The following is a 25,821-nucleotide window of genomic DNA, read 5'->3' on the forward strand; positions in this document are numbered from 1 at the left end:
TCCCGCCCGTCCTTTTTGGACGGGCGGGACGCCCATCCCACTTTCAAGAGTGGAAGTTATTTAATTCTCATTCCTAAGTTTGTAGTCAGGACTCATAGTAATTGTTCATCGGCCTAGAGAAAAACTGAAGTCCTGACTACAAACACGCTTTATGAAGGGTAACTCACCGGAAATGTTGATAAATCACAAAATATAGCAGTTGTCAATTGGGTGAGGTACAGCTTTCTCAATTACGCAATGGAGGAATTACAATTACCTTGTTCTCAGGGAAGTGAAAACTGCTGGCGGTAATGTCAGTGACGGTTAGCGGCGATTAATTGCCTGCATCACTTTGAGCTTAGCGCAACAGTTCTTTGTTATTCAGAATAGCCGGCCAATTTTTGTTTGCTGAAGCAATGTGACCAGGAATATCCCCCATCCATTGTGCTTGTACTGTTTTATCGTAGTTGAGATAAAGCTTCCCATTAACGATTTTCCAGGCGTCAGGCTGGGTCACAACAAGATTCCCTTCACTGGTACCCTGCGCGCAATATCCACCGTATTGAGGAGCATACTTTTCAGGATTGTTAGCAAACATATCACGGTTTGCTGCACTAGCAAACATCCAAGTTGTTCCACCCCAATTATGTTTAAATTGGCTAACTCCCATAACTAATTTGCTTTGGGTGAAATAGGCTACGACATCCTGACCATCAAGAGCCACACCGTTTTCGGTGTAGAACTGAGGATGAAGGGTTGTTGTGCTGCTTTTACCAGCGCAAGGATTGGCTTTACCAGCACAAGGATTGGCTTTACCAGCGCAAGGGTTGGCTTTACCCGCGCAAGGGTTGGATTGTGCCACCTTGGATGAAACGGTTGTAGAGTTTAAGTTTGTGGCAGCCTGGAAATTGGCGTAGCTAGTATTAGTTGTTACCAAACCTAGAATGGTCGCAATGGCGATCGCGGTAATGTATTTTACTTTCATGTGTCTAATTTCCCGATAAATTGTTACTAATTCCACGCCCGATATTTCCTTGAGAGTTATCGATCTCTGAGAATTATGCTGGCTTTGTGTTTTCCTCAAAACTTGAGGTTATTTACATTAACACTCAATAAAATGAGTGCTAGATGAGGAAGAGATGCATGGGAGATAAAACTCTGAATACTTTATACGTCCCTTTCTTCAGCAAAAATTCATCTGGGAATTAGGAACGCATCATCTAGTTGCCCCGAATGTCTTATAGAGTGGAGATTAACCCTGACTATCCTTGAGAGTCCTTGATACACTCTTGGCTTAGAAACCGCGTTTCTTGCTAGATATCTCGTTTCTCAGCCCAAGATTGCTGATGAGAAACTTAGTAGTGCAGTAATTTAACCGCGAGTTGAGAAATTATGACAGGAAAAGACTGGTTAGTGACTAATGATGGACAGTACCGTGTTTGTGAGGCTACAAGTCAAATTGAAGATTTGACCCATCCCTACCGACTTTACCGCTTTTTAACTGACTTGGAAGATGTATTAGAGCAAATTAGTGATGATTATTTACGACTCCAGGCAATTTGTCCCCTTGTCCGCAGGTTGTTAGATAGTTCCTCCTGGTTTCAAATTTCTCTACTTGAGCCTGACTCTGAGACAGGCTGGGCAGTACAAACACTGTATGATGAACCATTTTTTCCTCTTACCGTGCAGTTGGTCGCTTGGGCTCCGGGTGCAGTTTCTCCGATTCACAATCATGCCAGTTGGGGACTGGTGGCGCTACTTGACGGACAGGAGAAAAATACTTTTTGGCAGCGATCGCCAACTCGCAAGTTTCCCGATAAAATTACAACAGTGGGAGATATTTTGCTTGCTCCTGGTGACGTTTTGTGCTTAATGCCAGATGCGATTCATCATGTGGAAGCACTCGGAGATAAACCAACCATTAGTTTTAATCTTTATGGTGTAACCGATTACGATCGACGATTTGAGTTTAACCAGATTAAAGGTACTGCGGAAAACTTTTAAGATAGCAGCCTGATGAAAGCAAATATTAACAAATATCAAATATACGGGGCGATTGCAATCGCGGCTGGACCAACTTTCATGCGTGATCCAGGCTTCGAGGTCCGACGGGCTCTCCGGCCCCTCCCACAGCTCCTGGTTTTGATTGCTATAGTTGAAATTTCCATAATTTTAATGCTTAAGTCTCCTCGCTACCTGACGATATAATGAAGCTAATTCGCCAATTTATAGCCGCTATCAACCCGATCGCCCTCAAGCGAATTTCCACCTCTTCGCTTCAGTTTCGCCTGACCCTGGAATTGCTGGTACTCTCGATTTTAGGACTTAGCAGTGTGGCATTTTGGGCCGGCTGGCAAAGGTCGCAAAATCTAGTCTGGGCCCATAAAAAAACTCTGGAATACATTGGAATACGCTTTCCCGAACAGGTTGAGCTTTATAGTGAAATGGGTTCACTAGAAATTGGCTTGACCCGAAGCGTCCATAAAGCTTCCACAGGAGGAATAATGGTGTGGGTAAAGCGAAATGATGGGATGCTTTTGGTAAATTCACCTGATATGGATCTGCAATCTTCTAAGATTACGAAGATGATATCGTTGACAGAAGTACCTGCAGAGCCGACTTTTGTTCAGGTGGGCGATCGCTACTTGGTGATCTGTAGCAGAACTCTGAGGATTAAAAATGAGTTACTGGGTACGGTATATTTCTCTCAAGATATCACTGATGAGCAACATCAATTAAATGATGGGATTCGCAGTCTAATTGTTGTCAGTATTGTGGTAATCTTAGTGTTAATGTTGGCGATCGCCAGTCGCATTCGCCATGCTCTCCATCCTTTGGAACATATGAGTCAGGTAGCTAGCACTTTGTCTGCTGATAATTTGCAGGCGGCAAAACTCCAACTGCATCAGGCTCCTGATGAGATTTTAGGACTAGCGCAAACCTTTAATGAGATGTTGTTTCGCTTATCTGGTTCTTGGGAGCAACAACGCCAATTTGTCGGTAATGTTTCCCACGAATTACGCACTCCTCTGACGGTTGTAGTTGGTTATTTACAAAGTTTGCTGCGACGCAGCACTAACTTAAGTGACTATCAGCAAGAAGCACTGAAAACAGCCGTTGGGGAAACAGAACGCACGATTCGGATGTTAGAAGATTTGCTCGATTTGGCACGGGCTGATAGTGGCAACTTGCACTTTCGCTTGAATCCGGTGATACTGAATACTCTGGTGGCTGAGGTAGCCCAGATGAGTCAAAAAGTTAGCAATCGGCAAATTATTTTTGTGTCAAATGATGAGGATGTTGTAGCCTGTGCGGATCAGGATCGTTTACAACAAGTGTTAATTAACTTAGTCGATAATGCAATCAAGTATTCTGCTCCCGAACAACCAGTTGAGTTAGTATTAGACAAGAGGGAAAACCAGGTGATGATTCATGTGGGCGATCGCGGAATTGGTATTTCTCTCCCCCATCAAAACCGAATTTTTGAGCGATTTTACCGGGTGGATGAGTCAATGACGCGCTCTAGAGACGGTACAGGGTTGGGATTGGCGATCGCCAAAAGCCTGATCGAAGCCATGGAAGGACGTATTACGCTCCGCTCTAAACCGGGAGAAGGTAGTATTTTTACTATCACCTTACCTGTCTGGAATCCGCAGCTATAGCGGTTCTCGGAAAGATGAGGTATTCACCACTTAATTAACAATTCCCCAATCCCCCAATCCCCAATCCCCCAATCTAAAATCTAAAATCTAAAATCTAAAATTGTACCTCATCTATCTGAGAAAGGCTATATGAGCGATCGCATTCTCCTTGTTGAAGATGACCCTAAACTGGCAAAGTTCATCGAATCTGAACTTAGTCTAGAAGGATATCACGTCACTGTCGCCCCAAATGGATTGGATGGATTAACGATCGCTCGTGATGCTCAACCGGATTTATTAATTTTAGATTGGATGCTTCCCGGCATCTCTGGATTAGACATCTGTTTAAGGTTGCGATCGACTGGTGTTCAAGTACCAATAATTATGTTAACAGCAAAAGATGAAGTACCCGATCGCGTGACGGGACTAAATGCTGGAGCCGACGATTATGTTACTAAGCCTTTCAGTATGGAAGAACTCCTCGCGAGAGTTAAAGCACGTCTGCGCCGAACTCAACCAAACGACCCCGAGCGGCTACAATTTGAAGACCTAATATTAAACAGTTTAACCCGTGAAGTATATCGAGGCAGTCAACTAATTGAACTCACTGCCAAAGAGTTTGATTTGTTAGAATTTATGCTGCAAAATGCCCGTCAAGTCATTAGCCGCGACCGAATTTTAGAAAAAGTTTGGGGTTACGACTTTATGGGCGAGTCAAACATTATTGAAGTGTATATTCGTGCGCTACGGATTAAGTTAGAAGCAAATAACTCAAAACGCCTGCTGCATACTGTTCGGGGAGTGGGATATGTGTTGCGAGAGCAAAAGTGATGAGGGGCGGATTTACAAATACCTGGGATCTGAAGTATGGATACTGGTGAACCCGCTCCTAAAAAATGTGAGTTCGCATCCGCTTCTACTACCTATTTTTGGGTAAAAAATAGACCTAGAAATCCGGCCGTTCCTGATAATCTTCCGCAGAACTCGGGTCTAATTCCCACCGATTTTCATCTCGTTCTTCAAGCATATCTGTTGTGTGCAAAATCTCCCCATCTTGCAATTCTATGCCCGCAGCGGCTCCGAGTTCGTCAACAAGATCCAGGTCGGGAGTAGGCGCGGTTCCGCCCACCGATTGCTCGCCAGTGGCACTTTCTTGTTCCGCAGCAGGATCGCCATCCTCGCCGCCGATTTGGGAACTGGTGGAAGAGTATTCCGAACTGCTGTCTTGCAGGGTTGTTATGTCGTCTTGGCTCAATCCCGGTTGATCGATGACGCCGGTACCGTAAGATTCGGTAATTTCTTGAGGCAATTCGCCCAAATTATCACCATCTCTTGTTGTTTTTGCCTTGCGTTCCTTTTGCTGTGCCACGAGACTTGCTCCTGTTTGTTTTTGAACTCAATTAAATTAAAAATGTCCGAATTTCCCTTGAGCTGAATTGTTTTTAGTTATTGCCAATGGGTGTCATTAAGTGGCATCATAATTGCTATTGAAGCTCAAAGCTTCTATCCCAGGAAATATATGGATTCAGCTCAGCTATTTCATTGGGAATACAAAAAGCGATCGCCCGTTTGAAAATGGCGATCGCTTTTTAATTCCGAGGCTAATTTTATTCGGGAAAATCAGGAATTACCCATTTGGGGGGTTCCATCCGTTTCCTTCTCACCGCTTCCTCTGCCATTTCTAGCATTTTATCCAGAGAAGTATTTTCAATAAAGTTGGACGTTGCTTTTGCGTATTCCCGCTTCGGGCACTTGTCCCCCAAAATGCAGCCGTTGATACAAGCTACAGCACAATCGACAGTGTTCTCCACCATAACTTTTTTCCTTTCACGGTTCCAACAACTAGCAGGCAGATACTCTGGGTTAATTTGCCAAGAGACTGCCCTCTATGTTTATTTTACTTCACAAATTGGGCTCAAATGTCGATCGCCAGTGCCAAACTGTTATAAAATCAAAGCAACCTACCTAATCTGCCGATCGTGAGCAATTTTATGCGGCGCTTAAAACTATTACCTTGGCGAGAAATGCTGCAAATTTCCGCCCTCGTCAACTGCATCGTGGTTGGATTGGAGTTATTTTTAGGGTGGAGCTGGATTCAGTCGGAAGTATTCCGGAAGGTCTTTACGCTTCTCGGGGTTTCCCCGCTGGGGATATTGATACCTTTCGCTAGCGCAGTGGGAATTGGGGCTTTAGCGGTTTACTTTTTAGAGTATTGGCAGCAGCAATTTTTGCTGAACCGAGTTAGTTTGTGGGTTTTAGTTTTGTGCCTAATCCTGGGTTTGCTGTTAAAGTCATTCCTTACCTTACGTTTTTTTTTAGTAAGTTTATCGGAAACTGCACTAATCGGAGTTACGGTGGGAGTTTTTTGGAAGGGCCGGCCTTATTGGCGATAGTCATGCCATTTTAGATTTTAGATTTTAGATTGGCCATGACTGACGAGGCTTGTGCTTTCGAGCTTGTCTAAAGTCGCATTCTTTTTTCAAGATAGTATCATCAGTCATTGGTCATTGGTTATTAGTCTATATGTAGGGTGCGCCGGGCCGCGCACCTTACCGCTTGAAGCAAGAAATTCCTTCTTCCTTTTTCCTTCCATCCGTTAAACTCGTTACCGAATCCGTTGCCGAACTTCCTTCTTCTTATGGCAGCCAAAAATCGGGAATGAAGGCTTTAGTCAAACTGCGAGTAAACTGATTAATCTTTCTCCCGATTTGAATGTGCGGTTCGTCAGCTTCCACGGGAATAATTGCCGCTTTGTTCCCAAGTCCGAAACGCGAAATTACCAAATTTGCCGCCTCCAAACCAGTAACATAAGCCTTTTCCTGCGACCAAGAACCGTGACGGGTCACAACCCAATCGCCGCTCATCAATACATTATCATAACTTGTTACTGCAGGCAACAAATACTGATAGCTGCCAGGGGCAAAATGCGTCACCGCCCGCGACAGCCGAATCGCGCTGCTGTCAATTACTTTTGCCTCCCGAAAAGCCGGAATGCAAGTCGCTAAATCCCGCTGAACTAAGGAAACAATTTCCTCATCTTTCAGGGGAATTAATTGATTTGCGTGATAAAAGTCAGCTTCGACAACTGTTCCCGGTTCGTCTCGAAATTCGTCGTGCAAAGCATTCAAATCAAAAAACGTCCAGCCCGTAGTCGAACTAAACCCAAAACAGGCATTAGAAGGCAGCGGAATGTCAATTTTTCTGTCAAACCACAGGCGAACAGCTAACACGTCAACTGCACCCAAATTCATCACGTCCCGAAACTCTTGGCGACTTTGCAAAGCTGGGCTGGTGCTGATAATTTTTTGCATTCCCGTGACGCCAACTGCAAAAATAACTGCATCTGCCTCGAAGGTTTCTTCGCCGCAAACAACGCCTGTTGCTCGGTTGTTGCTGTCAACTATTAAATCAGTAACTCGCTGCTTTGTTAATACTTTGGCACCGAGTTTTTTCAGGCGTTCGACCCAGGGATGAAATATCATTTCTCCGACTGTTCCGCGACACCAAACTACATCAAAATTCGATTGGTGTGCTAATATGAAATAATAAAGCATTCCCAAAGCTGCTGCTGCAGAACACTGTTCTCCTGGTGCAAATAAACCTACTAATAACATCGGTTCAAAAGCATCGCGGTACAGTCTTGCAGAAACGCCAAACTGTTTGAATAGTTCGCGGGCTGTGACGCGATCGTACCTGCGCCAAGCTTCGTCGGAATTGTCGAAATCTAGGACGGCGTAGAGTAAGGGCAAGGCTGAAAGCCGATCGACTAATGGCAGCCTTTTAAATCGCGTGTAAAGAAAGGTTCCTAACGGTGTCGGAAGGATCGGTTCATCCTGAAAAATCGGCGATTCTACTTCCAATCCTGCCGGTGAATACTGACAAGAACGAGTCCAAGGCGTGAAGGGCTCGAGACCTAATTCATTCATTAAGGAAAATATATTTTTGTAGGGATACCAGAAGCCATGAATGCCTGCTTCTACGGAACGCCCGCCGACGGTTTTCCACCCTGCAACTAAGCCACCCGGATAAGGGCCTGCTTCTAGCAGGGTGACATCATAGCCTTGCTGGGCTAGGTGATAGGTAGCGCCTAAACCGGCCCATCCTGCACCGACGACGACTATTTTGGGGGTTGACGATTCTGGTGACATTGCGTACCTCTTGATAATTTATTAATGATGACATAATTCATAAAATGCGGATTTGATATAAAATATGTTGCATTAGGTGCTAAATTTGGCTTGAGTGAATAATGAGTGTCAAAAACCGCCAGCAGACTAACCTGTTGCTGCTTTTATTTCCCGCTACCGCATGGCTGCTCGTTTTCTTCATTTTGCCAGTGCTAATTGTACTTTTGTACAGTTTTTTAGAGCGGGGTACTTACGGCGGCGTTACTTGGATATTTACTCTTAGCAACTACCAGCGTTTGTGCAGTGGACTTTTCTTAGGAGTAATTGGGCGATCGCTGTGGCTGGCTTTTCTGACTACGGCTGCTTGCTTGTTAGTTGGCTATCCCCTAGCATTCTTCATCGCCACCCGTTCTACCCGCTGGCGAAATGCTTTGCTTTTGCTGGTAATTATTCCATTTTGGACTAACTTTTTAGTTAGAACATACGCCTGGATCATACTCCTGCGCAGCGAAGGAGTAGTTAACACAGCCTTGCAAAGCTTGCAAATTATTAGCGAACCGTTAAACTTGCTTTTTACGCCTTTCGCTGTGGCGATCGGTCTTATTTACGGCTATTTACCTTTCATGGTTCTGCCTTTATATTCTAGCATAGAACGCTTCAATTTTTCATTAGTAGAAGCCGCTCAAGATTTAGGTGCCAATGATATTCGCACTTTTTTGCGGGTCTTTTTACCCTTGACCACTCGCGGCATTGTTGCAGGTTCAATTCTCGTTTTTGTTCCCGCAGTTGGCGCTTTCATCACACCGGATATATTGGGCGGGTCTAAAACAATTATGGTGGGAAATTTGATTCAAAATCAGTTTATGAAAGCCCGCGACTGGCCTTTTGGATCGGCGCTTTCTATGCTGTTGACGGCAATCATATTGATTCCTGTTTTAATTTATTCCCGCGTGTCTGATGAAACTCAATAGTAAGGTGCGAAATGGACACCTGATATCAATTCCGGTTGCAGCGGAATTATAGTGGACTGTTGACCGAAAGCATCTAGTATACAAGCCCCCGGATTCATTCCGAAAGCAGACTCAGGACCGGTGAAATAAAAAACCTGTATCCGATGAAACTTGCCCCCCGAATTTATCCGTGGGGTCAATGCTTCAATTCTTTAATCTAAAATCTCAACTCTAAAATCGATTGACTGTTGACTGTTGACTCTCAGTCGAAAAACTGAATGATAGTTGAGTATTGACTGTTGATTCGATTTTACAATTCCCATGCTAGGGGAGTTGATCTGATACCAAATCCGATGAAAGTAAAACTCCTACAAGCAACAATAAAACTTTTGCTAAAAGCGGATTTAGTAAATAAATCTGCCAGGTGTCTGTCCTAACCGGATTTGGTATGACTTGGATTTTAGCTAAAGAAATCCACCTACCAACTCAATTTGCTGCAATTGAGACAAAATCTCGGTTTCCAAGTCTTTTAGACGTTTAGTTTCAGCGAGTATGTCAATTTCTCGGGATTGTTTTTGAGCGAGCAAACTATCTAACTCGGCTTTGCGAGAATTGATATCAGCCTTCACGCGATCGCACACCTGTTCTTCGTAAGTATCAAAACATTTCCTGACTGCTTCATAAATATATTGCGACTGTTCTTCAGCAATTTGTGGCAGATATTTAACAAACTCTTTCTTAGTCGCAGAAATGAACTGTTGGCGAACATACTCCGCTTGCAATGCTACCACACCTGTAACTACCAGAATTCCACCCAAAACAGAAAGAGTTAAAGAGGCAAAAACTACACCGATAATATTTAGCACAAGCGTCACCATGACACAAGCCAAGACACTCTGCCAAAACATATTGAAAGAATGGATACCTCTGTTGAGGTTGTCGGGAATCGATGAAAACATATCTATTGCCACCTCAGCCCAAGTCGAGTTTTCTTTTGGCTTGTAGCTATGTCCGACGGCGTAGAATCGGTAGCCTAACAGCTTCTTATTCATAGCCTCTACTACTCGTTCATATTCAATTCGAGAATCCGCGGCTTTTTCCTCGAGTTCAGAGAAAGCAGAGGCTATCTTCTGTTTGGCTATGAATTCCCAAGCAGCGAGGCGATCGTTCATATATCGCTCGAAAGCACGTTTGAATGAGGTATAGAACATAGCCCGGTTGTTTTTGTCGAGAAATTCCATGAAATCTAAATCGGGCTGAGTGCTTAAAAAATCGTTTTCAAAGGTGTTCTCTAAATCGAGGATATAGGTACGGAAAGAATCGCCTATTTCCTGGGAAGTTCGGTCGCGGACAGTTCTAATTTCTTGCTGGAACTGATTACCAATTTCAGACAAATTTGCGAAGTCCGACTGAATCGAATCTATTTTCTGTTTCAATTGCTCGACAGTTTCATCTAACAAAGGAATGCGGCGGGAGATTGCTGCTTGAAAGCGATTGCAAGCTTGAAGGGCGATCGCTCTTGCTTGTTCCCGTTCAGCAGCAGCTCGTTCCCCAGTCAGAAAATGATTGAAAGCCGCCAGAAACTCCACAAAGCCTGTGCCTTCTAAAGTAGCTTCTGAGTTTTTCAAACGACTGCGCAAGGCATTGAGAGCAGAAATCTCAAATACTCGCTGCTGATAAATATCCCGGCCCCGATCCTGACAATATTCGCTCAGATTAGTCTGGAAAACTTTACGCAGTTTGTCCTCGGCTACTTCCAGTGCCTCAGTGTCTTCTGGATCGACAAGTCCATCTCGAATTCTATCCCAAGAATTGACGAGGAAGAAGATAGTTAAACCGCGGTCTTTGAGGTAATTTTGGAGATAGCGGCGTTCGTCCAATGTGCAAGGTTGAGACGCACTCAACACAAAAAGTATGGCGTGACAGTTGTAGATATAGTCGAGAGTAAGCTGGTTTCGCGCTTCCGTATCATTCAGCCCCGGGCTGTCCACAAATTCGATACCTTTGGCGAGCAGCGGTAGCGGATGTTCTACCACCGCATGACTGATATCTGGAAAAGCTAGCTGTTTGCCCCGCTCTAGTATTTTTGCTTCTTCTGGATCAATTGTATAGCGCTGCTTAAACTGCTGAAAATCTATTTCCTCTGGTTGTTTGCTATCGTTATAGTAAATCGTCGCTTTCTCTGCTGTACCGTATTTCAGCACAGTTAACAAAGCAGTACAGGGAGTGACATCACTGGGAAGTAAATTCTGCCCTAGCACAGCATTGAGAAATGTACTTTTTCCCCGCTTCATGTCCCCTAATACTAAAAACCGAAAGACTCCTTGGCGCAAATTTTCACTGTGCTGGATGAGACGTTCAATCTCTTGAGAGAGTCCTAGTTTTCCGGATGTATTTTCTGCTTGTGATTCAGCTTGGGTGAGTTTTTGGGCGATATCCTCCAACAAAGTTGCTATCTCGTTGCGAACTCTGACAAGGCGATCCAAGTTATGGAGCCAACCAGCCGCTTTTTCTTGACTGCTCATGGGTCTTCCCTCCAGTAATATCTAATTCTATCTTATCACCTTGACCGATCTAAATTTAGGGTAAGATGCGCTAATGACTAATGACTAATCACTCATGACTAAACTAGACTTGCTCGTGCGGGCGATCGGCAAAAAGTGGCTTTGGGTACAAGCTGGCCTAGCATTTTCCTTTCTTTACTTGCCAATTCTCATTTTAATTGTTTACTCCTTTAACGCCTCCAGATTCAATGCGGTTTGGCGCGGTTTTACCCTTGACTGGTATCGCAGTTTATTCGGCGGTGCAGGTACACTCGGACTCGGAACACAGCTAGGAATTGCTAGCAGCAGCAGCGCCGGAATCTTGACTGCACTCCACAACAGCTTGCTAATTGCAGCTATTTCGACTGTGTTAGCGACAATTTTTGGTACAATGCTCGCGTTAGCACTCGAACGCTTTCATTTCCCAGGACGCAAAGCAGTAGAAGCTTTATTGTTTTTGCCGATTATCATGCCCGAAATTACGATCGGCATTTCGCTGCTAGTCTTCTTTACCCTAGTATTTCGGATCGTAGAAAATCTCACGGGAATTCGCCTCAATCTCGGCTTGCCTACGGTAATTATCGGTCACATTGTCTTTAATATTTCCTTTGTGACTATTACTGTCAGGGCGCGTTTGGCGGAACTCGATCCTCAATTAGAACAAGCAGCTTTTGACTTAGGCGCTAACGAATGGCGGGCTTTTTGGCGGATCACTCTCCCTCTAATTTGGCCCGCTATTTTCAGCGCGGCACTCCTGGCTTTTACTCTGTCGCTGGATGATTTTGTCGTGACATTCTTTACCACCGGCGTCGGTTCAGTGACGCTGCCGCTATTTGTTTACGGCATGATAAAATTTGCTGTCACGCCAGCGATTAATGCCATTTCAACTTTGATGCTGTTGGCTTCCTTATTGCTGGTTTTATCATCGCTCAAAGTTCAAAAAAGTTAAATAAATTGCTTTCTGTGTCATAATTATTATCTTCTGCCACTAACAAAACCTATGAAACTATGAAACGCCTGCTGACTTTCCTACTTTTGTTTGTGATGAGTGCAACGGTGGCTTTCGGCTGTAGCCCCACAGGTGGCAACCAGCCGCAAGTGCTCAGCATTTACAATTATGCAAGTTATATCGCCCCAGAAGCGATCGCCCAATTCGAGAAAGAGAACAATGTTAAAATTCAATACGACACTTTCGAGAACAGCGACGCACTCTATGCCAAACTCAAACAGGGGAACCCGGGTTACGACTTAATATTTCCCGCCGATTACATGGTGAAAGTCATGATCGCAGAAAATATAATTGAACCGCTGAATCTTAACAATATTCCCAACCAAAAAAATCTCGAACCTAAGTTTATCAATCAAGCTTTTGACCCGGGGAATAAATATTCCCTGCCCTACCAGTGGGGAACAATGGGAATTGGCTACAACGTGAAAGCAACCAAGGGCGATATCAACAGTTGGGCGGCGATGTTCGATTCTAAATATACCGGAAAAGTCGCGTGGCAAGACGATGCCAGATACACATTTGCAGGAGTTTTAATGTATTTAGGATTTGACCCAAATACAACCAATCCCGAAGAGATTAACAAAGCCCGCGATTTGCTGATTAAAAGTAAAAATGTCATTGCCGCTTTTGTCCCCGACACCGGTCAAAATCTGCTCGATCAAGGAGAAGTAAATCTGACGATGGAATGGAGCGGCGATATTTTCCAAGTTATGAAAGAAAATCCTAATCTCCGGTACGCTATTCCCAAAGAAGGAACAATTATCTTTTCTGACAACATGGCAATTCCCAAAGGTGCGCCCCAGAAAGAGTTAGCGGAGAAATTTATTAACTTTATTTTGCAGCCAGAAGTAGGCGCTAAAGTGTCTAATTTTACCCACTATGGCTCGCCCAACAAAGCAGCAATCGCTCGAGGTTTAATCGACCCGAAGGATTTGAAAAATCCTCAAATTTACCCGCCGTATGAGGTGTTTGGCAAAATGAAATTATTGCAGGATGTCGGGAAAGCAACTGCATTGTACGATCGAGCTTGGACGGAAGTTAAAGCAGGGGCTGGAAAGTAGATATATAGCTTTTCTCAGTAACATGAGGTACTATCTGGCATGGGGCATATCGATTTTAGATTTTAGATTTTGGATTTTAGATTTTAGATAGGGGCATGGGCCCGCGCAGGGCATACCTCACCACGCTTGAGAACCGCTATAACACAGGTTTCTGCCGGGGCTGGTTTACTTAAATTTTTAGTTTGTATTAGAGATTTTGATGAACCAGCCCCTAGATAATTTATGTTTATGTAACCGGAATTGAGTTCAATTTTTTATTAGTCATAACTAAGACATACTAACACAATGCACGCTGTCGAAGTTGTAGAAGTTTCCAAAGTATTTAAAAGTATCCGCAGTCAAGATTTCTTAGCTGTAGACAACATCAACCTGCAAATTTACGATCGAGAATTCTTTTCTTTACTCGGCCCTTCCGGCTGTGGCAAAACTACAACTTTGCGAATGATCGCGGGCTTTGAAATTCCCACAGCGGGCGAAATTTACATTCACGGTCAACCGATGCAAAATCGCCCACCCTTTCACCGCCCTGTGAATACGGTATTTCAAAACTATGCTTTATTTCCGCACATGACAGTAGCACAAAATGCCGCTTTTGGGTTGGAAATGGAGAATTTGCCTCAGAAAACAATTCGCGATCGCGTTGTTGAAGCCTTAGCATTAGTACAGTTAACGGATGTAGAAAAACGCTATCCCCGCCAACTGTCAGGGGGACAGCAACAGCGAGTAGCCCTAGCAAGAGCATTAGTCAAACAGCCGTCTGTTTTGCTGTTGGATGAACCCCTAGGAGCGCTGGATTTAAAATTGCGTAAAGAGATGCAATTAGAATTGAAAAAAATGCAGCGCCAATTGGGTATTACGTTTATTTATGTGACTCACGATCAGGAAGAAGCACTAACGATGTCGGACAGAATTGCAGTGATGGATGGAGGAAAACTTCAACAAGTCGGGACGCCTGTTGATATTTATGAATATCCTAAAACGCGGTTTGTTGCTGATTTTATTGGCGATAGCAATTTTTTAAGCGGGCAAGTAGTAGAAAAGCAACACGGTCAAATAATCGTGTTGGTTGACCAGCAGTTGCCCGTTTTAGTTGCGACAGCAGAAGATATGCCCGCTGGTAAAGTTGTCACCCTAGTGTTGCGCCCAGAAAAAGCTGCTATTTACCCGGGTAATTATGATGTTGAAGATAGCTGGCCGGGAATAGTAGAAGAGGCTATTTATATTGGCACTGACACGCGCTATACGGTGCGGTTGACTGCTAAAAGTTCGATCGCCCTTCGCCGACAAAACTTGCACAGAGATGACTTGCAGCGACACAAAGTCGGCGACAGCGTTCGAGTTGCCGTGCCGCCGGAAAGTATCTGCATTTTATCTGAAGATTGGGTTTAAAACCCCGTTTTTTTAGGACGGCTTTTTCCATTTTCAATTAAAATAACACATCCATCTAAACAAATGAATATGGTAGAATAAGCAGATCAGACAAGATTTAAAAACCTACCCCCGGACTGGGGGAAAGTCTACGCCCAAAACATTCACTCTTGAGATATGACTACACACCTATGTGCTTTCCGTGGTCAGCCTGGGAACCCTATTACTAGGGATATTAAGATCGAAATGTCTTAAGAATCCTCGTGCCTTCAGGGCGAGGAGTGTCAAGAAACTTACATCTTGCACCATTGTCAAGAACAGGCAAGATGCCTGTTCCACAAGAGATGAATTTTCTTGTGCAACAGGCATCTTGCCTGTTCCTAAACAAGAATGGTGCAACATTTCAGTTGAAACGTTCTGCTTAATTCAAACTCCCTTACTCCGGTGATGGCGAAGGAGTTGCCGCTTCTTCGGGCAAGGGAATTTCCGCAGGAGTCGATTCGGGCGACGGCGAGGGACTCTCGGCCCCGGGCGAGGGAATTTCCGCAGGAGTCGATTCGGGCGACGGCGAGGGACTCTCCGCCCCGGGCGAGGGAATTGCCGCAGGACTCGGGGCGGAAGTTTCCGGCGGTGGCGGAACTGGTTCGGGTCCTGGCTGGGGGCTTTGGAGGCTGCGCACCCACAAACCTAAACCGCCGCAGGCTAATATCAGCCCCAACAGCCCCACTAGGGGCAGTGAAAGCTTGAAACCTTGTTTTTGAACTGGTTCCGGGGCGGGGGTAGTTTCGGGGTACAGCAACTGTTTGGACGATTGAGGAAGCGGAGGTTCTGCACGGAGCCCCGACTTCTGGAGGGACCGCGGCAGGGACGGCGGCAGCGACACCGAGGCTGACACTGGCGCTGACACTGGCGCTGACGCCGGCGCTGACACCACGGCCGGTGAGAACAGTACCAATCTCTCCGGCGACATCCGACAGTGAGTCGCCACCACGGAGGTGTTGTCATAACCGTTTTTCTCGTTGGCGAGACGAATCCAAGACTGAACCGCAGCTTCCAAAGACATTTTGCCCTCAAGCACCTCTGGGCCGTAATTCTCCCAAGAACGCTCTACCCAGTCGTTGTCGCTCAAACCGTCGGAACACAGCAGCAGTAAGCCTTCCTCTTCGACAATAAATCGCTGAATCGTCGGGCGGAGGAAATCGGCGTCCCGCGTGCCCAAAGCTTGAGTCAGGGCTCCTGCATCGGAGCGCAGTTGAGTTTCCCAGTACAAACAGTGTCCTAGCTGGACTTCCCTTGACGCTACGTCGTCGTCCACAGTCAGCCGCTGACAGTAATTTTTGCCAATCCAATAAGCGCGGCTGTCTCCCACATTGACTAAATAAAGTTCGTGACTGTTATTCGAGGGCAAATCCTCGGAATTTTTCACTTTTTGAGGCAATTGGAGGGCCATCACCAAAGTCGTCCCCATCCGCTGCCGCAATTCTTTTCCCTGCTCGTTATTTTGAGCGGAAATCACATTATTCACAACTCTCACTATTTCTTCGAGTTGCTTGATGACCATTGTTGGCGTCATCAACTCTTCTTGTTGAGTGATTTCTGCGAGCAAATTTTGGATTAAAGCTTTCAGGGAGTGGACGGCTAATTGACTGGCAACTTCTCCTCCTTCGTGGCCTCCAACCCCGTCGCAAACCATTGTCAAGTAAGGAATTAGTTGGTCGCCCCCTGAAGTTTTGCTAGATTGAAAATCAGCAGCAGTCGGATAGCAACTGTCTTCATTTTTGGAGCGCTGGGGCCCGGTATCGGTCATGCCGACTACTTCTAAGTGCAGAGGCAATTTAGCGGCTTGTTCTAATAGTAAATCGTTTAGTTCTAGGGCGATCGCGTCGAAAGGCATGCTGCTGCGGCGCATAAACTGACAAATCTCTCCAAGTCTCGACTGCACCTCGGGCCTGGCCGATTCCACCAAACCTGACCACACATCTCCCAAATCCCGCAGCGTCGGTACAAAATTGCCCCGGTGCAGTTCCAGCAGGCGTACCCGCCAACCTTCCACCCGCAAATTTTGCGGTACCAACAAACTCGAAGCCACTCCCTGTTCCGACAGCGGCGCCCACAGTTGGAGCATTTGCCACAGCCAGTAAACTTGGCGCGCGGCGGTTGTCCCAGACCAAGCTTCTAAAATAGAAGGATACAGGCGACCGAAATTATTGATTGGCACATTTTCCAACAAGATCACCTCTGCCGCGGACGGTGCTTCCCCCAGGGGACAAAAACCGTATACTTCCGGTGTATGCAGCCGTTGGGGATACAAATGCAGGTAAGGCATAATGGTATCAGGCAGTTGTTCCGGGACGCTCGGAGGCACAGCGGGACGGCTGTCGAGCCAGATTTGGGGTGCAATGACAAAGTATCGATCGGCTATTACCTTACCCGCCGGCACTTCCTCGGCTGCTTGCCCCACCACCCACAAATACCGATAAATTAAATCGGTTTCGCAAGCTGCACACTGCTGGCGACCAAAGGTATTGCGGGGATCGGCACAGCTAAGATTCGGGCAATAAATGGGTTCGGAGAAACTGCTGATCATATTGAAATAGTTTGTGTAAAAAGATTCTGAAGATATATGATTCACCTGCCCAAATTCATGAGCTTGAGAATAAACTGATTTTAGCCCCTATCAATTTCTTACCTGCCTTTGGGCCCCTAGAAATTGTAGTTTCTGCCACTCTGCATCGGCTAAAATTGTAATTTAAGTTACTAAACTCTGACTGGGAGTACGATGGAAGCCTCAACCTGGTACGGCTGTGCGAAAAATCGCTCCTGAAGGCCCGTAAGTGGCAAACCCTTGCATAGTCAGTTGTTGGCATTTCTTAAATCTTAAATTTCCCATCTAAGATCTAAATAGTATCACCTATTCTTTTTATGATCTTGACTCCTACGCTCCTTTGGCTGCTAGTTGGGTCTTTGCTGTGTTTGGCAGAGCTATTTCTCCCGACTGCTTTTGTCGCTTTTATGATGGGACTGAGCGCTTTTGCCGTAGCTGGATGCTCTCTAGTTCTACCTTACGTTAATTTACAAATATTCCTGTGGATGGTATTCTCGACTGTTTTTGTGCTCTTGTCCCGGCGGTTGATACCAAAAGGCAAGGCAAGGGCGATCGCAGATTCTCAGGAAGCAAAAACTTTAACAGAAATTCCCCCCGGAGAAACCGGCCGAGTCATTTATGAGGGGAATTCTTGGCAAGCTCGCTGCGAAGACACGAAGGCCACTATCCCCCCCAACCAAAACGTAATTGTCGTGGGACGAAAAGGCACTACTCTAATAGTTTTGCCAGAAAATTTATTGCATTCTTAAACAAAATGCGTAATTAATCACAGACAATTAGTAGTTAGTCAACAGTTAACAGTCATCAGTCAACAGTTAACAGTTAACAGTCAACATTTAACAGCCAACATTTATAGGAGGCGACCGTGGAACAACTTTTTTTACTTGTCTTTTTAGCTTTAGGCGGATCGGCCCTCGCAGGTTCCGTCAAGATTATCAATCAGGGAAATGAAGCGCTGGTGGAAACTTTAGGTAAATACAACGGCAAGAAACTGGAACCAGGTTTGAATTTTGTCAAGCCGTTTCTCGATCGCGTCGTGTACGAGCAAACAATTCGGGAAAAAGTCTTAGATATTCCTCCGCAAGCTTGTATTACCCGGGATAACGTTTCCTTCACCGTTGATGCTGTGGTTTACTGGCGCATTGTAGACTTGGAAAAAGCTTGTTACAAAGTAGAAAATCTCCAGTCAGCAATGGTAAATATGGTGCTGACTCAAATTCGCGCCGAAATGGGTCAACTGGATCTCGAACAAACCTTTACTGCTCGTTCTCAAATTAATGAAATCTTGCTCAGAGATTTAGATATTGTTACCGATCCTTGGGGAGTGAAAGTAACGCGGGTAGAATTGCGCGATATTATCCCTTCTAAAACTGTACAGGAATCGATGGAATTGCAGATGGCAGCCGATCGACGCAAGCGGGCGGCAATTCTGACTTCCGAGGGAGAACGCGAGTCAGCAGTTAACAGCGCCAAAGGTAAGGCTGAAGCGCAAGTTCTGGATGCAGAAGCGCGCCAAAAAGCAACTATTTTGGAGGCGGAAGCTCAACAAAAGGCGATCGTCCTGAAAGCTCAAGCAGAACGCCAAAGTCAGGTTTTGAAAGCTCAAGCTACTTCGGAGGCTTTGCAAATCATCGGCAAAACTTTGGAAAATGACCCCCATGCTCGGGAAGCTTTACAATTTTTGTTAGCTCAAAACTATCTGGATATGGGTCTAAAAATTGGCAGCAGCGACAGCAGCAAGGTGATGTTTATGGACCCGCGCAGCATTCCAGCTACGCTGGAAGGAATGCGATCGATCGTTGGGGAAGGTAATAAGGCCCATTAGCCAGTTGACTGTTGACTGTTGACTGTTGACTGTTGACTGTTGACTGTTGCTGTTGACTGTTGACTGTTGGCTGTTGGCTGTTGTGATTACCTATTACCAAATTTAAGATTCTTGAGCCAAAGTACACCGATCGCACAATCCAAAAAACTCCAAAGTGTGATAATAAATCTTGAAAGAATGAGATTGTTGCAGTTGGCTTTCTAAGTGGTGGACGGGGCATTCGTCGATCGTAATGGAGGTGCCGCATTCGAGACAAGTTAGGTGGTGTTGGTCTTGGTGGGCGGCACCGTAGAGAGACTCGCCACTAGCGAGGGTTCTGACGTGAACGAACCCCTCTCGCTTTAAACCGTCGAGGGAGCGGTAAACGGTTGCTAAGCCCATGCTTTGGTCGCTGTTACGCAGTTCTAAGTAGATATCTTGCGCTGAGAGCGAGCGATTCAGGACTTTGAGCAAGTTTAAAATACGCTCCTGACTGCGGGTGTGGTTGGTTCTCATAATTTTTTTCTCGAATCTGCTGGAATCACATCTGTCCCTATTTCTAGGCTATCTTACTTGGGCGAACCAAATGGCGATCGGCGCTGGGCTCGGTTGTAGAATACAATGGGGCTAGCTTTCACATCACCTACCGCAACATTCCCGTGACTCAGAAATATCTTGCCCAAATCTATGTTACCCTCCGCCCTTCTGTTTTAGATCCCGCCGGCACAGCCGTACAGTCTGGTTTGCAACACATGGGATACGACAATGTTGAGGGCGTGCGCATCGGGAAGTATGTTGAATTGACGCTGACTGCTGCTGGTGAGTCCCAGGCCCGCGAACAACTCGATCGCGTTTGCGACCAACTTTTGGCCAATCCCGTAATTGAAAATTATCGCTTTGATTTGACTGAAATTCCTGTTGCTGTGGAGACAGCGACAGCATAAATGCGATCGCCCCTAGGGTGTATTTTTTGGTCCCGGAGATCCCCTCTAACCCCCTTAATAAGGGGGGGACAATAGTGTTCAAAGTCACTATTAAAAAGGCGAGGACAAGAGCGTTCAAAGTCTTTGTTAAAAACACGAAAACTCGGAGCACTCAAAGTCCCCCTTTTTTAGGGGGATGCCAGGGGGATCGAGACTTAGATACAAGCGAGAGAAACATAAGATTTTAGTCTTATGTTGACACTTCTTCCTTCTTCCCTCTTGGTTCTTCCCTCTTCCTTCTTCCCTCTTCCTTCTTCCTTCTTCCTTCTTCCTTCAGCTTATGAAATTTGGAGTTATTGTTTTTCCGGGTTCAAATTGCGATCGCGATGTGGTGTGGGTGACTCAAGGGTTACTCCACCAACCGACGCGGATGATTTGGCACGAAGATACCGATATTTCGGATATTGATATCATCGTAATTCCCGGTGGTTTCAGTTACGGAGATTATTTGCGGTGCGGCGCCATCGCCCGTTTTTCTCCAGCGATGCGGGCTACTGCGGAACACGCGAAACAGGGCAAACTTGTACTGGGCATCTGCAACGGTTTTCAGGTGTTGACTGAAGCTGGTTTATTGCCCGGTGCTCTGGTGCGGAATGCGGGATTGCATTTTATTTGCGATCGCACTTCTTTAAAAGTCGAACGCAGTAATACTCCTTGGACTGCGGCTTATACTTTGGGTGAAATCATCGATTTGCCGATCGCCCACGGCGAAGGCAATTATTATGCCGATGCCGATACTTTAGCAGAACTAGAAGATCACAATCAAGTATTGTTTCGCTACTGCACTCCGGCGGGCGAAATTAGCGATTCTGGGAATCCGAACGGTTCGTTAAATAATATTGCCGGTATTTGCAATCGGGCGGGCAATGTGTTGGGAATGATGCCGCATCCAGAACGGGCATCCGATCCGATGTTGGGCGAAACTGATGGGATGAAATTGTTTGAAGGGTTGTTGATGGCAAGTGTTGCTGCTGTTTTGTAGTTGCAATATTTGAGTTATGGCATTTGCAATCACCGCCAGGGGTTAAAACCCCTGTCTCATAGCGCAAGTCCTCGCTATGAGAACTAAAAACCTTTTGATATCAACTAACTTTTCAGTCGGTTTCAACCGATTTGCGCTCTCTCGGCGGGGGTTTCAACCCCCGACGGACTAAACGGAAGCGTGCAAGATATAATTACTACTAACTATTGAAAAGAAGAATATTTATTTTATGTCGCTAGTTGACTTAGCTAATTTTAAAACTAGGGTAATTGGATGCAGTGCGGTGATGGCTATTGGACAAGTTATTTCAAATGCGATCGCCAATCAGGCAACTCAAGCAGCAGCAGGTATGATGGGCGGCCCCGCACTTGGGGGAGTTTCGATTTTGGCGACCATTGCTAATGGTATTGCCGGGAATATGGCGGCTAATGACCTCGGAAATCGGATAGCGCAAAGGTTGAGCAAAGATCCGAAGATTCTCGATAATCACGATTTGATTGAGGCGGCGGGTGAGGCGATCGCAATTATTTTGAGAGAGGTTGCTTCGTCGGATGAATTAATTGCGATCGCCAAAACCAAAAATTTGCCCGATCCAGAAACAGCACTCAGTCAATTAGCCGATCGAACTCCTGAATACTGGCTGGACATTAACACACAAGGGGTTGATTTGTCAAGGGGTTTAAATATTTCCGAAGACCAGTTAACCCTGATTTTTTCTGCGGATGCCGAGGAGTTCGATCGAGTTACCGGATTGACAACGGCAGATTGGGCAAATTTCCTCAACGAATTCGCCCGGCGCGAGGGGAAATCCTTCGATGCAGAAATCATGGATTTTGTGGCGGACAAACTGTATGCAACTTTCTCGAAAGCGTACCGCAAAGTGCTGAAACAGGATGCGGCGAATGGAGGAGAAAAGTTTGCCGCGATGCTGTTGAATCTGCACCAAATTGCTTTGGCAGAATTAAAAAATATGGGGCTGCAAAAAGGAGATATTCTGGACAAATTGGAGGCCGTGGCAATAGGGCAGAATCTTTGTCAAGTGATGAATAAATTGTCAGCCATAGAAATTGGCATCCGCTCCGATTGGGAGCCAATTAAAACATCACTGTCACGATTTATTGATATTTCCGCGCCAGGATTGCCGCTTCCCTACGAGTGCGAAACCATTATTCAAGACCGCACTCAAGACTTTACCGGCCGCCAATTTGTGTTTGCAGCAATTGCCGAATTCTTGCAGAACAACCGCAAAGGATATTTGGTGTTAGAAGCAGAACCGGGTGTCGGAAAAACTTCAATTATGGCGATGTTAGTGCTGCTGCTGAATCGGCGCTGTGTTGCCCATTTTAACTCGCAATCTCAAGGCATTGTCCGCGCCGAACAATTTCTGGAAAATGCCTGCTTTCAGTTAATTCGAGGGTTTCAACTAAGTTATCCGCCACTGCCGGAAAATGCGACGAGAGATGGCAATTTTCTCAGTCGATTGTTGAGGGAAGTCAGCGCTAAATTGGGCGGAAAAAAGTTGATTTTGGTCGTGGATGCCCTGGATGAAGTCGAGATCGGTTTGCAGGGGCGCGGCAGCAATGTTCTCTATTTGCCAGATATTTTGCCGGATAATGTTTATTTTATTATCTCGAAGCGGCCGGAATCTCTGCCTTTGCCAAAGCATCAGGTTTTTGATTTGATGCAATACAGTGCAGAAAGTTTGGCAGATGTCAAGCTTTATATTGACAAACGCACCAGCAACAGCGCGTCAATTCAGAGTTGGATTAACCGTCAAAATTTGCAGCAAGATCAGTTTGTGGCGGAGGTTGCCCAAAAAAGCCAGCATAACTTTATGTACCTGCGCTATGTGCTGAATGATATCGATAGCGGCAAGTACAGCGATGTGACTTTGGAAGATTTGCCGAGGGAGTTGGAAGGATATTATGAGAAGCATTGGGCTCGGATGGAAAGGGCGGTTAAAGATAAAGAATGGCGCCGCCGCAAGTTGAAGGTGATTTATTTGTTGACCAAAACTCGCAAACCGGTTTCCTGCGATATTTTGGCGGATTTTGCTGAGGAAGATGCTTTGGATGTGCAGGATGTTCTGGATGATTGGGAACATTTTCTCCGGCGTAGCGGTGATAGTCCTGCTGATTACAGTATCTATCACGCGAGCTTCCAAAGATTTCTGCACCGCAAAGATGTGGTCCAGGAAGCTGGGGTGTCGCTGCGGGATATAGAAACGGCAATTTCTGAGAATTTGTGGGAGGATTTGTACGGCGATGAGTAAGTTTAAAGAACGGTTGGGGAAACAGTCGCCGAAAAAGCGGCTTTATACTTTGCAAACTATGCCAGGGCATTTAGCAGAGAGTGTTCAAGGGGAACGGCTGCATCAGTTGTTAACGGATTTTGATTTTATTGAGGCGAAGTTGGATGCGTTGGGGGCTCAAGCGTTAATTCAGGATTACGATTTGGCGAGAATTTCTGATGTTTTGCTGTCGGAGGGGCAAACTGAAACTTTGCGGTTGATTCAAGGGGCAATTCGCAAGTCGGCGCAGGTTTTGGATCGGGATAAAACGCAGTTAGCGGGGCATTTGTGGGGAAGGTTGCTGGATTTTGAAAGACCCCAGATTCAGGAGTTGCTGGAACAAGGGAAGCAATCGAAAGATAGTCCTTGGCTGCGGCCTGTGAAGGCTAATTTAGAGCGGCCCGGAGAAGGATGTGTGCGAACTCTCAGCGGTCATACTGACTCGGTATTTGCAGTGGCGATCGCACCAGACGGCAAACGAGCGATTTCGGCTTCCTGGGATAAAACCCTGAAAATCTGGGACACCGAGACAGGTACGGAAGTTAGAACCCTCACCGGTCATGCTGGCTGGGTAACAGCAGTGGATCTCACACCAGACGGTAAAAGAGCGATTTCCGCTTCCTGGGATAAAACCCTGAAAATCTGGGACACCGAGACAGGTAGGGAAGTTAGAACCCTCACCGGTCATAGTGACTGGGTAGAAGCAGTGGCGATCGCACCAGACGGCAAAACTGCGATTTCCGCTTCCTGGGATTACACCCTAAAAATCTGGGACATCGAGACAGGTAAGGAACTTAGAACCCTCACCGGTCATACTAACTCGGTAAGAGCAGTGGCGATCGCACCAGACGGCAAAACCGCGATTTCCGCTTCCAACGACAACACCCTAAAAATCTGGGACACCGAGACAGGTACCGAAGTTAGAACCCTCATCGGTCATACTGACTCGGTAAATGCAGTGGATCTCGCACCCTCAGGCCTCATAGCGATTTCTGCTTCCTGGGATAACACCCTGAAAATCTGGGACACCCAGACAGGTACGGAAGTTAGAACCCTCACCGGTCATACTAGCTTGGTAAATGCAGTGGCGATCGCACCCGACAGCAAACGAGCGATTTCCGCTTCCTGGGATTACACCCTGAAAATCTGGGACATCGAGACAGGTAGGGAACTTAGAACCCTCACCGGTCATACTAGCTTGGTAAATGCAGTGGCTCTCGCACCAGACGGCAAAACCGCGATTTCCACTTCATGGGATAAAACCCTGAAAATCTGGGAAACCGAGACAGGTACGGAACTTAGAACCCTCACCGGTCATACTAGCTTGGTAAATGCAGCGGCGATCGCAGCAGACGGCCTCACGGCGATTTCCGCTTCAGGGGATAAAACCCTGAAAATCTGGGACATCGAGACAGGTACGGATGTTAGAACCCTCACCGGTCATACTAAGTGGGTAAATGCAGTAGCGATCGCACCCTCAGGCCTCACGGCGATTTCCGCTTCAGGGGATGACACCCTGAAAATCTGGGACATCGAGACAGGTACCGCAGTTATAACCCTCAGCGGTCATACTGACTGGGTAAATGCAGTAGCGATCGCACCAGACGGCAATACAGCGATTTCCGCTTCACGGGATAACACTCTCAAAATCTGGGACACCGAGAGAGGTATGGAAGTTAGAACCCTCACCGGTCATACTGACTCGGTATACGCAGTAGCGATCGCACCAGATGGCAATACAGCGATTTCCGCTTCACGGGATAACACCCTGAAAATCTGGGACACAGAGAGAGGTACGGAAGTGAGAACCCTCAGCGGTCATACTGACTCGGTATATGCAGTAGCGATCGCACCCTCAGGCCTCACGGCGATTTCCGCTTCACGGGATAAAACCCTGAAAATCTGGGACACCGAGACAGGTACGGAAGTTAGAACCCTCAGCGGTCATACTGACTCAATATATGCAGTGGATCTCGCGCCCGACGGCAAAACCGCGATTTCCGCTTCACGGGATAACACCCTGAAAATCTGGGATCTAGTCAGCGGCAAAGAGATTGCTAGTTTCAGCGGGGAGGGTGGCTTCAAGGGCTGTGCGATTTCGCCTGATGGGGTGAGTGTTGTAGCGGGCGATGCGTTGGGCCGGGTGCATTTCCTGCGATTGGAGAAAGTTAGCGGCGGGCGATAATCCAAGAAACCGGGTTTTTACCGAATCTGTGGGTTGTAACGAAGTATTTGTCAAAAACCCGGTTTCTGGGCCACCCGCCGATCCAAGAAACCGGGTTTTTGTCCGAATCTGTGGGTTATAACGAGGTATTGTCGTAAAAACCCGGTTTCTGGGGCCCCGCGATCGGGTTTTTTGTGGATGGGCGATCGAATTTGAGAGAAATGTGCGATCGAATTTGATTTGTTAGTTTGTTAGTTTGTCCGCGCAGGGAAGGTTAGGATCGCGAATTAAATAACTTACAATTTTAATTTTTAT

20 protein-coding genes are annotated in these 25,821 nt (G+C 46.1%); 13 read left to right on the plus strand and 7 right to left on the minus strand.

Annotated features, from left to right (window positions below):
* Positions 1-337: 337 nt before the first annotated feature.
* Positions 338-1,000, minus strand: a complete 663-nt coding sequence (locus QUB56_RS31905; protein ID WP_332960357.1) for a YHS domain-containing (seleno)protein — start codon at positions 998-1,000, stop codon at positions 338-340.
* A 371-nt stretch (positions 1,001-1,371) separates the two neighbouring features.
* Here QUB56_RS31905 and QUB56_RS31910 point away from each other — a divergent pair, with 371 nt between their 5' ends.
* From QUB56_RS31910 to QUB56_RS31920, 3 genes are all read left to right on the plus strand, one after another.
* Entirely contained in the window at positions 1,372-1,983 is a 612-nt protein-coding gene (locus QUB56_RS31910) for a cupin (RefSeq protein ID WP_332960358.1), read from the plus strand.
* A gap of 203 nt (positions 1,984-2,186) precedes the next feature.
* Complete coding sequence (locus tag QUB56_RS31915; protein WP_332960359.1) at positions 2,187-3,641, plus strand: HAMP domain-containing sensor histidine kinase; 1,455 nt, start codon at positions 2,187-2,189, stop codon at positions 3,639-3,641.
* Between the two features lie 129 nt (positions 3,642-3,770).
* Entirely contained in the window at positions 3,771-4,451 is a 681-nt protein-coding gene (locus QUB56_RS31920; RefSeq protein ID WP_332960360.1) for a response regulator transcription factor, read from the plus strand.
* Between the two features lie 115 nt (positions 4,452-4,566).
* On the opposite strand, the gene QUB56_RS31925 is transcribed toward QUB56_RS31920, so the two are convergent.
* The 3 genes from QUB56_RS31925 to QUB56_RS31935 all read right to left on the minus strand — a co-directional run bounded on the left by QUB56_RS31925 (position 4,567) and on the right by QUB56_RS31935 (position 7,768).
* Positions 4,567-4,989: a DUF6335 family protein gene (locus tag QUB56_RS31925; RefSeq protein WP_332960361.1), complete on the minus strand. Its 423-nt coding sequence runs from the start codon at positions 4,987-4,989 to the stop codon at positions 4,567-4,569.
* A 238-nt stretch (positions 4,990-5,227) separates the two neighbouring features.
* Entirely contained in the window at positions 5,228-5,434 is a 207-nt protein-coding gene (locus QUB56_RS31930; RefSeq protein WP_332960362.1) for a hypothetical protein, read from the minus strand.
* 822 nt (positions 5,435-6,256) lie between these two features.
* Positions 6,257-7,768, minus strand: coding sequence for an FAD-dependent oxidoreductase (locus QUB56_RS31935; RefSeq protein ID WP_332960363.1), 1,512 nt, complete (start codon positions 7,766-7,768; stop codon positions 6,257-6,259).
* A gap of 101 nt (positions 7,769-7,869) precedes the next feature.
* Here QUB56_RS31935 and QUB56_RS31940 point away from each other — a divergent pair, with 101 nt between their 5' ends.
* Positions 7,870-8,718 carry an ABC transporter permease gene (locus QUB56_RS31940; RefSeq protein WP_332960364.1) on the plus strand — a complete coding sequence of 283 codons (849 nt, stop codon included), beginning with the start codon at positions 7,870-7,872 and terminating at the stop codon, positions 8,716-8,718.
* Between the two features lie 443 nt (positions 8,719-9,161).
* Here the strand turns inward: QUB56_RS31940 and QUB56_RS31945 are convergent, their stop codons facing one another.
* The gene (locus QUB56_RS31945) at positions 9,162-11,222 is read right to left on the minus strand and encodes a dynamin family protein (protein WP_332960365.1); all 2,061 of its coding nucleotides are present in this window, start codon (positions 11,220-11,222) and stop codon (positions 9,162-9,164) included.
* Positions 11,223-11,316: 94 nt separating this feature from the next.
* Here QUB56_RS31945 and QUB56_RS31950 point away from each other — a divergent pair, with 94 nt between their 5' ends.
* The 3 genes from QUB56_RS31950 (at position 11,317) to QUB56_RS31960 (ending at position 14,699) form a co-directional block, all read left to right on the plus strand.
* Positions 11,317-12,189, plus strand: coding sequence for an ABC transporter permease (locus tag QUB56_RS31950; RefSeq protein ID WP_332960366.1), 873 nt, complete (start codon positions 11,317-11,319; stop codon positions 12,187-12,189).
* Positions 12,190-12,248: 59 nt separating this feature from the next.
* Positions 12,249-13,310 carry a spermidine/putrescine ABC transporter substrate-binding protein gene (locus QUB56_RS31955; RefSeq protein WP_332960367.1) on the plus strand — a complete coding sequence of 354 codons (1,062 nt, stop codon included), beginning with the start codon at positions 12,249-12,251 and terminating at the stop codon, positions 13,308-13,310.
* A 285-nt stretch (positions 13,311-13,595) separates the two neighbouring features.
* Positions 13,596-14,699 carry an ABC transporter ATP-binding protein gene (locus QUB56_RS31960; RefSeq protein ID WP_332960368.1) on the plus strand — a complete coding sequence of 368 codons (1,104 nt, stop codon included), beginning with the start codon at positions 13,596-13,598 and terminating at the stop codon, positions 14,697-14,699.
* A gap of 415 nt (positions 14,700-15,114) precedes the next feature.
* Here QUB56_RS31960 and QUB56_RS31965 read toward each other — a convergent pair whose 3' ends face one another.
* On the minus strand, positions 15,115-17,265 hold the full coding sequence (locus tag QUB56_RS31965) for a protein phosphatase 2C domain-containing protein (protein WP_332960369.1): 2,151 nt from the start codon (positions 17,263-17,265) through the stop codon (positions 15,115-15,117).
* Between the two features lie 335 nt (positions 17,266-17,600).
* Between QUB56_RS31965 and QUB56_RS31970 the strand changes: the two genes are divergently transcribed.
* Together QUB56_RS31970 and QUB56_RS31975 are read left to right on the plus strand one after the other, a co-directional pair.
* Positions 17,601-18,032 carry an NfeD family protein gene (locus QUB56_RS31970; protein ID WP_332960370.1) on the plus strand — a complete coding sequence of 144 codons (432 nt, stop codon included), beginning with the start codon at positions 17,601-17,603 and terminating at the stop codon, positions 18,030-18,032.
* Positions 18,033-18,148: 116 nt separating this feature from the next.
* Positions 18,149-19,108: an SPFH domain-containing protein gene (locus QUB56_RS31975; RefSeq protein ID WP_332960371.1), complete on the plus strand. Its 960-nt coding sequence runs from the start codon at positions 18,149-18,151 to the stop codon at positions 19,106-19,108.
* A gap of 102 nt (positions 19,109-19,210) precedes the next feature.
* Here the strand turns inward: QUB56_RS31975 and QUB56_RS31980 are convergent, their stop codons facing one another.
* A complete protein-coding gene (locus QUB56_RS31980) occupies positions 19,211-19,603 on the minus strand; it encodes a Fur family transcriptional regulator (RefSeq protein ID WP_006634700.1) in 393 nt (130 codons plus the stop codon).
* Between the two features lie 143 nt (positions 19,604-19,746).
* Between QUB56_RS31980 and purS the strand changes: the two genes are divergently transcribed.
* The 4 genes from purS (at position 19,747) to QUB56_RS32000 (ending at position 25,527) form a co-directional block, all read left to right on the plus strand.
* Positions 19,747-20,031, plus strand: a complete 285-nt coding sequence (gene purS / locus QUB56_RS31985) for a phosphoribosylformylglycinamidine synthase subunit PurS (protein WP_332960373.1) — start codon at positions 19,747-19,749, stop codon at positions 20,029-20,031.
* Between the two features lie 319 nt (positions 20,032-20,350).
* The gene (purQ, locus tag QUB56_RS31990) at positions 20,351-21,052 is read left to right on the plus strand and encodes a phosphoribosylformylglycinamidine synthase subunit PurQ (protein WP_332960374.1); all 702 of its coding nucleotides are present in this window, start codon (positions 20,351-20,353) and stop codon (positions 21,050-21,052) included.
* A gap of 229 nt (positions 21,053-21,281) precedes the next feature.
* Positions 21,282-23,324: an ATP-binding protein gene (locus QUB56_RS31995; protein ID WP_332960375.1), complete on the plus strand. Its 2,043-nt coding sequence runs from the start codon at positions 21,282-21,284 to the stop codon at positions 23,322-23,324.
* On the plus strand, positions 23,317-25,527 hold the full coding sequence (locus QUB56_RS32000; RefSeq protein ID WP_332960376.1) for a hypothetical protein: 2,211 nt from the start codon (positions 23,317-23,319) through the stop codon (positions 25,525-25,527). Before QUB56_RS31995 ends, QUB56_RS32000 begins: the two co-directional genes overlap by 8 nt.
* Positions 25,528-25,821 lie beyond the last annotated feature (294 nt).

The organism is Microcoleus sp. AR_TQ3_B6 (assembly GCF_036702785.1).
GTDB lineage: Bacteria > Cyanobacteriota > Cyanobacteriia > Cyanobacteriales > Microcoleaceae > Microcoleus.

What these genes read in the sequence shown, in the direction of transcription:
- QUB56_RS31910 (WP_332960358.1), top strand. Translation starts at nt 1,372, where the DNA reads ATGACAGGAAAAGACTGGTTAGTGACTAATGATGGACAGTACCGTGTT.
- QUB56_RS31915 (WP_332960359.1), top strand. Translation starts at nt 2,187, where the DNA reads ATGAAGCTAATTCGCCAATTTATAGCCGCTATCAACCCGATCGCCCTC.
- QUB56_RS31920 (WP_332960360.1), top strand. Translation starts at nt 3,771, where the DNA reads ATGAGCGATCGCATTCTCCTTGTTGAAGATGACCCTAAACTGGCAAAG.
- QUB56_RS31930 (WP_332960362.1), bottom strand. Translation starts at nt 5,434, where the DNA reads ATGGTGGAGAACACTGTCGATTGTGCTGTAGCTTGTATCAACGGCTGC.
- QUB56_RS31935 (WP_332960363.1), bottom strand. Translation starts at nt 7,768, where the DNA reads ATGTCACCAGAATCGTCAACCCCCAAAATAGTCGTCGTCGGTGCAGGA.
- QUB56_RS31940 (WP_332960364.1), top strand. Translation starts at nt 7,870, where the DNA reads ATGAGTGTCAAAAACCGCCAGCAGACTAACCTGTTGCTGCTTTTATTT.
- QUB56_RS31945 (WP_332960365.1), bottom strand. Translation starts at nt 11,222, where the DNA reads ATGAGCAGTCAAGAAAAAGCGGCTGGTTGGCTCCATAACTTGGATCGC.
- QUB56_RS31950 (WP_332960366.1), top strand. Translation starts at nt 11,317, where the DNA reads ATGACTAAACTAGACTTGCTCGTGCGGGCGATCGGCAAAAAGTGGCTT.
- QUB56_RS31955 (WP_332960367.1), top strand. Translation starts at nt 12,249, where the DNA reads ATGAAACGCCTGCTGACTTTCCTACTTTTGTTTGTGATGAGTGCAACG.
- QUB56_RS31960 (WP_332960368.1), top strand. Translation starts at nt 13,596, where the DNA reads ATGCACGCTGTCGAAGTTGTAGAAGTTTCCAAAGTATTTAAAAGTATC.
- QUB56_RS31965 (WP_332960369.1), bottom strand. Translation starts at nt 17,265, where the DNA reads ATGATCAGCAGTTTCTCCGAACCCATTTATTGCCCGAATCTTAGCTGT.
- QUB56_RS31970 (WP_332960370.1), top strand. Translation starts at nt 17,601, where the DNA reads ATGATCTTGACTCCTACGCTCCTTTGGCTGCTAGTTGGGTCTTTGCTG.
- QUB56_RS31980 (WP_006634700.1), bottom strand. Translation starts at nt 19,603, where the DNA reads ATGAGAACCAACCACACCCGCAGTCAGGAGCGTATTTTAAACTTGCTC.
- purQ (WP_332960374.1), top strand. Translation starts at nt 20,351, where the DNA reads ATGAAATTTGGAGTTATTGTTTTTCCGGGTTCAAATTGCGATCGCGAT.
- QUB56_RS31995 (WP_332960375.1), top strand. Translation starts at nt 21,282, where the DNA reads ATGTCGCTAGTTGACTTAGCTAATTTTAAAACTAGGGTAATTGGATGC.
- QUB56_RS32000 (WP_332960376.1), top strand. Translation starts at nt 23,317, where the DNA reads ATGAGTAAGTTTAAAGAACGGTTGGGGAAACAGTCGCCGAAAAAGCGG.